The 10768-nt window shown below is 34.0% G+C and carries 14 protein-coding genes; 1 reads left to right on the top strand and 13 read right to left on the bottom strand.

Going from position 1 to position 10768, the window contains the following annotated elements; translation table 11 throughout:
- Positions 1-56: 56 nt before the first annotated feature.
- The 11 genes from Q4Q55_RS08225 to rnc all read right to left on the bottom strand — a co-directional run bounded on the left by Q4Q55_RS08225 (position 57) and on the right by rnc (position 9465).
- Positions 57-1505, bottom strand: coding sequence for an asparagine synthetase B (locus tag Q4Q55_RS08225; RefSeq protein ID WP_303372341.1), 1449 nt, complete (start codon positions 1503-1505; stop codon positions 57-59).
- Positions 1506-1562: 57 nt separating this feature from the next.
- Positions 1563-2288: an ABC transporter permease gene (locus Q4Q55_RS08220; protein WP_303372340.1), complete on the bottom strand. Its 726-nt coding sequence runs from the start codon at positions 2286-2288 to the stop codon at positions 1563-1565.
- A 13-nt stretch (positions 2289-2301) separates the two neighbouring features.
- Positions 2302-3219: an ATP-binding cassette domain-containing protein gene (locus Q4Q55_RS08215; RefSeq protein WP_303372339.1), complete on the bottom strand. Its 918-nt coding sequence runs from the start codon at positions 3217-3219 to the stop codon at positions 2302-2304.
- A 47-nt stretch (positions 3220-3266) separates the two neighbouring features.
- The gene (locus Q4Q55_RS08210; protein ID WP_303372338.1) at positions 3267-4001 is read right to left on the bottom strand and encodes a hypothetical protein; all 735 of its coding nucleotides are present in this window, start codon (positions 3999-4001) and stop codon (positions 3267-3269) included.
- Positions 4002-4033: 32 nt separating this feature from the next.
- Complete coding sequence (locus Q4Q55_RS08205; protein WP_303372337.1) at positions 4034-4867, bottom strand: DUF4013 domain-containing protein; 834 nt, start codon at positions 4865-4867, stop codon at positions 4034-4036.
- A 9-nt stretch (positions 4868-4876) separates the two neighbouring features.
- Positions 4877-5608 carry a DUF4013 domain-containing protein gene (locus Q4Q55_RS08200; protein ID WP_303372336.1) on the bottom strand — a complete coding sequence of 244 codons (732 nt, stop codon included), beginning with the start codon at positions 5606-5608 and terminating at the stop codon, positions 4877-4879.
- 11 nt (positions 5609-5619) lie between these two features.
- A complete protein-coding gene (locus Q4Q55_RS08195) occupies positions 5620-5856 on the bottom strand; it encodes a helix-turn-helix transcriptional regulator (RefSeq protein ID WP_295001241.1) in 237 nt (78 codons plus the stop codon).
- Positions 5857-6294: 438 nt separating this feature from the next.
- The gene (locus Q4Q55_RS08190) at positions 6295-6609 is read right to left on the bottom strand and encodes an AzlD domain-containing protein (RefSeq protein ID WP_303372335.1); all 315 of its coding nucleotides are present in this window, start codon (positions 6607-6609) and stop codon (positions 6295-6297) included.
- Positions 6609-7253 carry an AzlC family ABC transporter permease gene (locus Q4Q55_RS08185; RefSeq protein WP_303372342.1) on the bottom strand — a complete coding sequence of 215 codons (645 nt, stop codon included), beginning with the start codon at positions 7251-7253 and terminating at the stop codon, positions 6609-6611. Before Q4Q55_RS08185 ends, Q4Q55_RS08190 begins: the two co-directional genes overlap by 1 nt.
- Before the next feature lie 81 nt (positions 7254-7334).
- Positions 7335-8801, bottom strand: a complete 1467-nt coding sequence (locus Q4Q55_RS08180) for a homoserine O-acetyltransferase (protein WP_303372334.1) — start codon at positions 8799-8801, stop codon at positions 7335-7337.
- The gene (gene rnc / locus Q4Q55_RS08175; RefSeq protein ID WP_303372333.1) at positions 8794-9465 is read right to left on the bottom strand and encodes a ribonuclease III; all 672 of its coding nucleotides are present in this window, start codon (positions 9463-9465) and stop codon (positions 8794-8796) included. The genes Q4Q55_RS08180 and rnc overlap by 8 nt, the downstream gene beginning before the upstream one ends.
- Before the next feature lie 175 nt (positions 9466-9640).
- Here rnc and Q4Q55_RS08170 point away from each other — a divergent pair, with 175 nt between their 5' ends.
- The gene (locus Q4Q55_RS08170; RefSeq protein ID WP_303372332.1) at positions 9641-9976 is read left to right on the top strand and encodes a hypothetical protein; all 336 of its coding nucleotides are present in this window, start codon (positions 9641-9643) and stop codon (positions 9974-9976) included.
- Positions 9977-9994: 18 nt separating this feature from the next.
- Here Q4Q55_RS08170 and Q4Q55_RS08165 read toward each other — a convergent pair whose 3' ends face one another.
- Together Q4Q55_RS08165 and Q4Q55_RS08160 are read right to left on the bottom strand one after the other, a co-directional pair.
- Positions 9995-10357, bottom strand: coding sequence for a hypothetical protein (locus Q4Q55_RS08165; RefSeq protein WP_303372331.1), 363 nt, complete (start codon positions 10355-10357; stop codon positions 9995-9997).
- A 34-nt stretch (positions 10358-10391) separates the two neighbouring features.
- The coding region (locus Q4Q55_RS08160; RefSeq protein WP_303372330.1) for a hypothetical protein at positions 10392-10768 on the bottom strand (377 nt) is incomplete at its 5' end.

The raw sequence follows: 10768 nt of genomic DNA, 5'->3' as shown, positions 1-10768 counted from the left end.
ATCATGACTCAAAAACTAGTGAAAATTCAAATCACACAAGTTTTTGAAAGAGACAACTATTGCAGATACTTAGAAATATCAATATCTTTTATAATTTTTTTTCTTAAAATTTTATCAATGCCCGTTCCATATTGAGCAGCCTTTTTAGGCCTGTAGGCTATTTCATAATCAAGGCCTTCTTCAAAAGCAAGTTTTCGCAAAATACTTTTTCTCATATCATCATGCATGGACACAATTTTTTTATTGTCCTGAATGTTCAATACCAATTCCACAAGGGTCTTGTCCAGAAACGGCAATCTTAACTCAACTGAATTCAGCATAGAACATGCATCATCCCTCTCCAGATTAACATGATACATATTTGACATGTCTTCCCTTAACGTCCAGTTTAGAGTTCCGTCAACAAAACTCTGAAGATATCTTTTATATCCTCCAAATAGCTCATCTGCACCCTGACCTGAAATGGCCACTTTCATACCATCCTTTGCAACCAATCCTGTTGCAAAGTAAGTTGTAAGACCAACACCGACCTTCATAAGATTATCATCACCAATAGCTTTAACGACACTTGGCAAAGCTTCCCTTATCATATCTTCAGTTACTTCACAGATTTCCAAATCCAAATTAAGGAATTTTGAAGCATATATTGCTGCTTCAACATCTTTTGAACCTTCCACACCCACTGCATAAAGTTTGATTTTAAGTGGAATATTTTCGGAAATCTCCTTTAAAAGTAGGGCAAGATATGAACTGTCAACACCTCCTGAAAATATTACGCCGACCTCATGTAATCCTTCAACCCTTTTAACAACACTCAACTTTAACATCTTGTCTATTTTAGCTACATCACCTTCAGAGATTTTTTCATAAAGATGCTGTGCAGGAGATATAACCTCCCCATTGAACAATATGTGTTCAGGTTTTAATGTGCGGATGTCAGTGAATCCGACTTCCTTAAGAGATTGGACTGATGATGCAAAGCCGAAATTATCATTCTCGAGTGAATAGAATAATGGTTTTACTCCCAAAGGGTCTCTAACAAGAACCAGGTTCTCACCATCATATACCGCAAATGCATAATCCCCATCAATCAGACGGGTTGCCATTTGAATTGCTTTAACCAAATCTCCCTTATTGTAGCTGTCAATCAAATAAAGTAGCGCTTCACCATCAGATTTTATTTCTGCAGTAACTCCAACTTTCTCAAGCAAATTTCTAATAGTTCTGAAATTGTAAAGTTCACCATTGAAAACCATGACAAGATTATCGTTTGAAATTGGCTGTGGTCTGGATTGCCGGTCTTCCAAATCATAGATCGAAAGCAAATTATGACCGAAAGCAATGTCATATCCATTATCATCACGAAATTCATCCAGATTGATGTTAGTGTGAATTTTATCTAAAAAAACACCTGATGCATCAGGACCCCTATTTTTTGAGGCTTTTAACATTTTAATTATATCATTTCCATTGAAATTACCTTGAAGACCTACAATTGAACACATGGTATTATATTAATGTTTAATGATACTTAAAAGTTAATTTAAAAAAAGAAAAAGATGTTAAAGTGCAACATCTTTTTTAATGAAGTAAATGTAGGAAACGACCAATCCGATTAGAAAAGTGGCCAAAATAATGCCGTAAGATACTGTAATACTTGCACTATATTCGGCTATCTCACCTGATGCAATCAGATATGGACATACCCACGGCACAAAGGGCGCCCAGTTTTGACCATATACCATAAGATTCACCAGCGTTAAAGCAGCACCTCCAACCATTGCAGGAACCATATTTGTAATGAACAGGGACAGGAATACAAATGGAGAGAATGTCAAAAACAACAGGACATTTGCATAGAGAAGCTGTGCAAAACTACTGATGAACAGTTTTAGGCTGAATCCCTCAAGACCTGCAGCAAAACCGAATATGAGCGTGGATATGCATGTAACTACAGTTAAAATCACAATCCATACCAAGAACATGACATATTTGCTTGCCAAAAACTTTCCCCTTGATATCGGAATGGTCAGCATTGTCTTTAGAGTATGCTCATTGTATTCCCTTCCGAAAAGATAGGATATGATTATTGCAAAAATCAGAACCGCAAACATTGCAGACATATACATATTAACATTGTTAAACAAAGCTTCAAAGCTTTCCCCTTCACCAAATGATGTAACTGCAATAAACATCAGTAATGGGGGCAGAATGGCACCCATCAGACTTAACAAGAATATTCTTGATCTTTTAAGTTTTAAAAATTCCATCTCAATAAAAGTTAACATCCAATCACCCGAATCAATTATTTGAAATGAATCTTGTGAAAAATTCTTCCAGATTTTCCTCGCACAGATTTACCTTCCTCACGTCAATTCCTGCGCCAACAAACAATGCATTGAATTTGTCCCTTAGATCCAAATGGGAATACAAACAAATGACATCACCATTTATTGTGAAATCCTTATGCTCTTCAAGCTCCAATTCTTTAAGAATATTTGCTGCCAAATCTATGTTGGATACTTCAAATTCAACAAACTTATCCAATCTTTTATGTAAATCTTCTTTTTTGATTTCCTCTATTAAAACACCTTCATCCATAAATCCAATGACATCGGCAAGGTTTTCTATTTCACTTAATATATGGCTTGAAATCAGAATCGTTATCCCAAACTCATGAGATAATCTTTTAAGCAATGTTCTGATTTCTTTGATTCCGAATGGGTCAAGGCCATTTATCGGTTCGTCCAATATCAATAATTCAGGACTGTGCATAATTGCTGCAGCTATTCCCAAACGTTGTTTCATACCTAAAGAAAAATCTTTGTATCTTTTTGATTCTGCATTTTCCAGATTAACCATTTCAAGAACATGTCTGATGTTGACAGGATTATAATCCCCCCTTAACTTTGAAATAATTTTTAGGTTTTCATATGCAGTTAGATTCTCATAGAATCCGGGAGTTTCAATAATTGATCCTATCCTGGAATATATCTCATCAGAATAGTGTCTTGAGTTTTTTCCAAAAAGATATATCTCGCCGTTGCTCGGATATGTGAGATTCAAGAGCATGCACATGGTAGTGGTTTTTCCGGCCCCGTTTTTACCTAAAAGCCCATAGATTTTTCCTTTTTCAACATGCATGCTGACTGAATTTACCACCCTGTTTTTGGAATATATTTTTGACAAATTATTTGTTTCGACAACATAGTCTACCATAACAAAAATCCCCTATAAAAAAATTTAAAAAAAAATAATGAGAATGTTTAATTCCCATTAAAAGAAGCTGTCTCAGCCATTGACTTCAATAATTCCAAATTATTACCTGATATAACAATAACCTTATTGTTAGCTTTATTCTTCAAATAAATTGAATAATCACAGTCTTCAATGCTTGAACCGGCATCACCGGAAACGTTGACTGTCTCATTGAAAGTCCCATTATCAGAAGATGCACTGCCGGAAACAGTTACGCCTTCATATGTTATGGATATATTTTCACCGTCAGCAGAAGAAACTTCCAAACCATTACCTGATAATGAAACTGAGTTTCCCTCAGAAGAAACATTTAAACCTTCATCGGAGAAAATGCTTCCCATAAAATCAAAGATACTTCCTAAATCATTTGAAATGTCAAAATCATGTGATTTTTGAGTATTTTTAAATACAACATACTTGTCAGTTTCCTCAACTTTATTTCCGCCATTTTCCAGATCTTTGATAAAAGAGTTTATTTCGTTTTTACCTGCTGTAGTGTCCTTAAAGTAGATTATTGAATTTACATCACTGGAATTGTTTCCTGAGTTTTCAAAAACCAGCAGATTCATACTCTCTGTGGAGACATTTACATCTTCAGTGAAATTAGTTCCTGAAATGACATCAATTCCAAAATCATTATTTTTAAAATCGCCTGCTAGATTAACTGCACTTGCGGCTGAAATCACCATAGCAACAGCCAATAATACTAACAAAACACCTAAAATTTTTGAATTGAATTTCAAATTATCACCCATTTAATATAACCGAATTTTAATTATTTTATTGATTCCCTATATATTGATCCGCAAACCCTGTTGTAGAAGAGAGCTCCATATGAGTCAATGAACAATCCTTCAATCACTGCAATAACAACTGATATGATTAATGCCTGATTGGAAATGGTTGCTGCAAATAATACTGTTATAAAGCTCAGAACGAAGCTTACTGCAACCATGATAATCATATAGACAATTATTGTAAAGAGTATTATTCCAATATACTTAGCCCATCCAAGATTAGCAATATTATCAATTATCTCTCTTATGTCAAATGCTTTTTTAAGGCTGTCATGTGCAATCATATTGTTTAATGCCATAATCTGGAGGAAAAATGCAATTATGAACAATAACATTGAAATCAGCATCACATATATCACAAATGACTCGCCCCCAAACATTATTCCACCTGCAAATACAAGCAACGGAATGATATTGTAAGCCAAGATTACAAGGAAATATTTGATTCCCTTGATGAACATTCCCACTAGATCTCCAAATCCCGGAAGATCTTCTTTCTTGTCAATGGAGAATTTAACAATATTATACTGGTATCCAAATATGAATAATGTGATAATAAAGCTAACAATAGCCAGACCGGCCACAAGATAAATGTCTCCGCTTGGCAATTGTGAAAATGATAATTGTGATGCAGTAACATTGGACTTCTCAACAACATTAACAGCAGCCCTGAAGATTCCAAATGACTTGACGCTTATGAATACGGATATTGCACTTATCAATGCAAAGAGCCCTCCAAGGCCCAAAAGTTTTTTAATGTCATTGAAAGGATATTTTAATCCTTCAACGACACAATCAGTTATGCTTGCCATCAGATCACCTTAAATTTGCATTGTGTATAATAATCCAATTGATCTTCCATTGAATATCATCAGGTACGGTCCGACAAGGAACATGGTTATTGCTGAGTTAATTAGGACTCCTACTATGAATATTCCACTTGGATTAACACCTAAAACAGCGCTTGAAACTCCGAATATGGTAAATATTCCATAAATAATTGCGGTTACAACAAGTGCTATTACCACAGTTATTATAATCAGTCCAAGATAGGTTGCAATGCAATTAAACCATCCTATTTCATCAATCACTTCTTTTATTTCACTTATTGCGAATGCTTTTGAGAATGCTCCGTCATTGTTTGCCATGTGACATAAGCCCATTTGGTTCATCAAGCATGCAACTACAATCAAAGCAAATGTGATTACACATCCGACAATCATTATTGCAGATGATGCAATGCCGCTTAGACTTCCTGCAACAATTGCGAAGATTAAAAAGACTATTGCAGGAACTAGCAAATATGCTATCTGAACTATTACAACTTTTACCCCATCTACGAACATTTTGATTAAATCATCGAAGTCAGGAAGAGAATCTCTTCCGTTGATAACCCCATGAACTGCTGTGTTGATAACTCTATAATTATATCCTGTAAGTAAGAATATCGGCAGCAATAAGAAACTGAACAATGAAATTACACCCAATACCACAAGTGTTTTCCAGTCTTTTGCTGAATATTCAAGTGCATCTTTATATATATCTAAAATCATTTTTTTAACTCCTAATAGTAATCGTCATCGAAAATAAAAATTTCTTCCATAATGAAATATTTCTCTCGATCTCCTTTGAACATTAATTTATTAAAAACCTGGGTTATTTCATATGCTAAAAATAAAGATGGGTTATATCTACCATTTTCTAGCGCATTAATGGTTTGTCTGGTAACGCCAACCTTATCCCCAAGTTCTTTTTGGCTCAGTTTGAGCTCTTGTCTTAAATATTTAATCATGGTTCTCATAGTATCCCATAAATAACTTATCATTTTGCAAAAGTATTTAAGTAATGAAGTAATTATGTTAAAAACTAATTACTTATGTTAATGTTAAATTACATAGTATATAAACTTTACTATTTTTTATAAAATAAATTAAATTACTTTAAATATATTAAAAAAAGTTTAAAATAAGTAATTTAACTAAATACACTTATAAAAATTTATTTATAATTAAAAATAATATTATATTAATTATTAATTAATTTAAACGATATTTATTAAAAATTATATGAAAAATTAAAAACAAAACATTTATATACTAGGTAATTCATCTTTAACATATGTAATATTTCTATAACAGATTTTGTTACAAAAACAGTTCCAAGTGGAAAAATCAAATTCAAACTTATCCACATTATCAATCCAATTTCCCTTTTTTAATTTCCGCTTGGAGCTGAAAATTCAAAAAAACGGGACGATAGAATAAACTGTGATTAAGACAATCACTGTTATAATCACAATAGCTCCCATCGGAGCTTTTTTCCAGGCAAGACCCGCCGCTACAACCGCACCGATCAGACCTATATACCACAGCTGATTATCCACCGTTAATACACCCGGACATATCAAAGCGGCAAGAGCAGTATATGGAATTAAATTCAGGAATTTTTCGAATTTTGGTGAAAAGTTTAGTTTGTCAATGAATAACGCAGGAATCAATCTAGGAATGAAAGTTACAGCTGCACAACCAAGAATAATCAAGTTAATATAATCCATCAGACATCACCAGAAAGCAGATATTCATCATCAACTATATACATTCCAATCGCCGCACCGACAAGTGTTGATACTATCAAAGACCAATTCCCTAAAAATTGACTTAAGATAACATTTAGAATTGCAGTTATTAAAACTAAAAGTGCAATCTGCCTGTTTTCTTTAACAGCAGGGGTTAAAATAGCTACAAACAGTGCATATAGGGAAATGTTAAAACTATTTGTCACTATTACAGGAAGCAAATCAAGTAGAAATACTCCAATTCCGGCACCCAAACACCAGCTTAACCATGCAGTTATGGAGATTCCAAGATAAATCCAAATCGATGAATCTTCAGACAGTGAAAACATTGCAAAGGATTCATCGACAGTAACATGTGCCGCCAGAATATTTAAAGGAGTGTTTGACTCTTCAACCTGATTTAGGACACATGTTGACATTACAAAATACCTTAGATTAACAACAAAATTTGTTAATATGATTGCAATTGCAGTTGCCCCACTAAGAGCCATTGATGCGGCAATAATCTGACCTGCACCAGCATAAACAAGAAATGACATTGAAATTGTTTGCAATGGAGTCATTCCTGCTTTTATTGCTATTGCAGCATAACCAATCCCCATTGGAACATATCCGAACGTGATTGGAATACCTTTTTTAGCACCATCAATAAACTTAGCTTTTATAGAAATAGTAACGACTCCAAAAAATAGAATAAAAGTAATTTAACTGAGTAAATTACTAATTTGGTCTGTTGTGATAAGACCTAAGACTTTCATATCCTCATCTACAACCGGAAGGCATGAAATGTCAAAATCGCGCATTTTTCTTGCGATTTCTTCAATACTATCCTGAGCATGACAATATTTGACTGTTGTTGTCATGATGTCTTTCAGGTGATTTGAGTTAGTGGCAATGGATTTTGACAAATCCCAACTAGTGACAATACCGATTAGCTTATAGTCGTCAGTGACAACAGGAATATGGGTTACATGCTTATCCAGCATTAATTTAGCTGCATCCTGAACATCAGCATCATCCTTAATTGTGGCAATCTCTTCCATCATTATGTCTTCAACAATATTATCGGACAGGAATTTTGAGAAAATGAAATTAAGTTGTCCTTTTTCAAGCAAAAATGCATCATGACCATAGTTAGATTTGATTTCTGAATAGGACACTTCAACATCATTTGCATTGAGGGCTGTTAAAATCTCTTTGTTTTGTTCTGTTGGATATAACCAGTCTGAATCAACTGAAATTATCTCCACTTTAGCTTCGACATCCTTAAAACCATCACTTAAAGAATTATTAACAGAAACATCAAATAAGTCAACAGCTTTTGTAATATATAAATAACTATTTGCATCAAATCGCTTTACAAATGTTCTTCCCTGATGCCTTAAATAACTTTCAACCTGAAAATCAATTGTAAAATCATAACTGATTTCATCCTTATCCTGAAGGCCTCTTCCGAATTTGAGGTCCATTGATTCATCGCTCAAATAGGTAATGTGTGCAATCATTCTTGCCAGAGATAGGCCGTTTTCCGGTTTTTTACCGGTTCCATAATAGTTTCCATTATTCCAATTGGGATCTGAAAAGATTGCCTGACGACCTACAGCGTTAAATGCAATCTGTTGAGGATAAGACATGGCGGATGTTGCAATTGGAATTGCTTTTTTCATCATCTTAGGGTAAGTTATCATCCATTGCAGAACTTGCATTCCACCCATGGATCCACCGATAATTGCAGATAACTGATTTATTCCAAATGAATCAACCAGTTTCTTTTGAACCTTGACCATGTCCTTGATAGTAATTACTGGAAAATCAAGACCGTATTCCTTTCCGGTTTTAGGGTTAATGGAACTTGGACCGGTTGTTCCTTTGCAGCCACCCAATACATTGGAACAGATAATGAAATATTTCTCACTGTCAATGGCTTTTCCAGGCCCAATTACGATTTCCCACCAGCCGGGTTTCTTATCTCCTTCATGCCATCCTGCAGCATGAGCATCACCGGTTAATGCATGGCAGATTAAGATAGCATTGGACTTTTCCTTGTTAAGTTCACCATATGTTTCATAAGCAACAGTAACATTATTGAGAATTTCTCCGCTGTCCAATTCAATCGGATCAGCAATATCAAAATATTTTGTCTCAACAATACCGACAGATTCATCATACATTTAAAACACCTAACTTTTCGATTGCAACTTTGGCGGCGGCCTGTTCAGCCTCTTTTTTATTTTTTCCTTTACCTAATCCCATTTCTTTTCCATCAATTAAAATAGCTATTATGAATGTTTTTTCATGAGGAACACCGTATTCTTCCACTACCTCATAAGAGATATCAAGTTCTTCAGCATCCCCATATTCTTTCATTGCAGACTTATAATCCTTGAAAAAGACCTTTTCATCATCAATGTATTTGAAAATTGTTTTTGATACATAGTCTTTAGCAAATTCAATTCCCTGATCCAGAAATATTGCACCTAAAAATGATTCAAATATGTCCGCTGTAATGGATAAAATTTCATTGTCAGTCAGATTTGATTCCTCTACAGCCACATGAAGATAATCTTTTAAACCCAGCTCATGAGAGTAATAGATTAAAGCATTTTGGCAAACATAATTTGCTCTTAATTTTGTAAGTTTTCCCTCTTCGTATTGAGGATATTTTTTATATAAATATTCAGATACTATTAAACTTAAAACTGAATCGCCTAAAAATTCCAATCTTTCATAGGTATAATTCAAATCATGTTTTGACTCATAGGAACCATGAGTAAACGCCATTTCATACAAATGTTCATTTTCTGTTTCAATGCCAAATTTTTCAAATAAATTCATAATTAAAAGCCCAAAGTTATTTAATATCAATATATAATTTTAGAATTTTAATTATATATAATTATTTTAATTCATATTATATAACTATTGTTATAATATTACTTTCCAAATGCTCTCTTGCTTTTCATTTATATTCAACCAAAATTCAAATTAATATTAAAAAGGATTTGGTAATATGATTTTGAATTGGCAAGAAGAAATAACAAAAATTGACCCTGACATAAAATTCAGAGCACAGGGCGGCTGGTTAAAGACAGTAGAAGAATTAGACAAAAGCATTAGCAATGGCTATTCACTTGTTGGAGACTTCGTACGGGCAGGCAATTTTGAAGCGGAATATTCAGAAGGAGTATATCTTGACTGCAATAAAGAAGGAACATCCAAAAAACCACAACAAGACTACAGATTATTCCGATTTAAAGATGGAAAGGTACGATTACTTGATATGGTAATTGATGGTAAACAAGGTTGGGCTCCCGAACTATGGGCTGCCGTAGAAGACGAATTTTAAAAAAAAATGAATATAAGATTATTCAGAAATTTTACCTCGAGGTACAAATTTCGAAAATCTTTTAACAGCAACATATTCTCCCGGTTTTGGGCATTTATGGTTTTCAAGCAGGATTATTTTGTGGTCCAGATTCCTGGGGAAATTCTTTTCTTTTCCTTCAATAATTCCCCTGAAATTCACACCAAACTCACCAGTTTCACCAATGTCCACAGTTAATTTTCCAGATGAATCCAAATTATCAAAAAAATCCTCAATCTCCATTGTTTCAAACAAAGGCGCCTTATAGCTGAAGGCCATCAGGCCATTTTGATTTTCCCTTATCTGAACTCTTCTTTGATCAAGAACTATAAATTTCCCTGTCTTGACATTGGTTATCTTCATTTTATTCGATATTTGTGAATTCCACATATAACCACTACCCTATGTGGCAAAACTCACAACATTCACAGGTAGGTTCAAAGTAATTGTCATCCGGAACGACAATGGCTTTCTGCAGGAATGCTGTTACATTGAATTTTGATTCAATGTCTGTACTTACCTCCTTTGTAATTGGAGACAGTCCCCTGTAGTAAACCGGCCTATAACCGGTTTGTGAAATGTTGAAATATAATTTTTCGCCATTCTGGAATTTAGTGAAAAATTTTTCCAGTTCTTTAGTCTGCTTTGGAGTCAAAGAGAATCTAACACCCATGGTGTCATCTGCCCTTTGTTTAATTCCTACATTGTTGATATCGACAGCCAGTATGTCATCATCGCCTTTTATGAAAATAACTGAATCTTCTAAATTTACAT

Origin of the sequence: Methanobrevibacter sp., from assembly GCF_030539555.1 — an archaeon.
Lineage (GTDB): Archaea > Methanobacteriota > Methanobacteria > Methanobacteriales > Methanobacteriaceae > Methanocatella.
The sequence above is the reverse complement of the archived record's forward strand: the minus strand, read 5'-3'. Positions and strand labels throughout refer to the sequence as shown.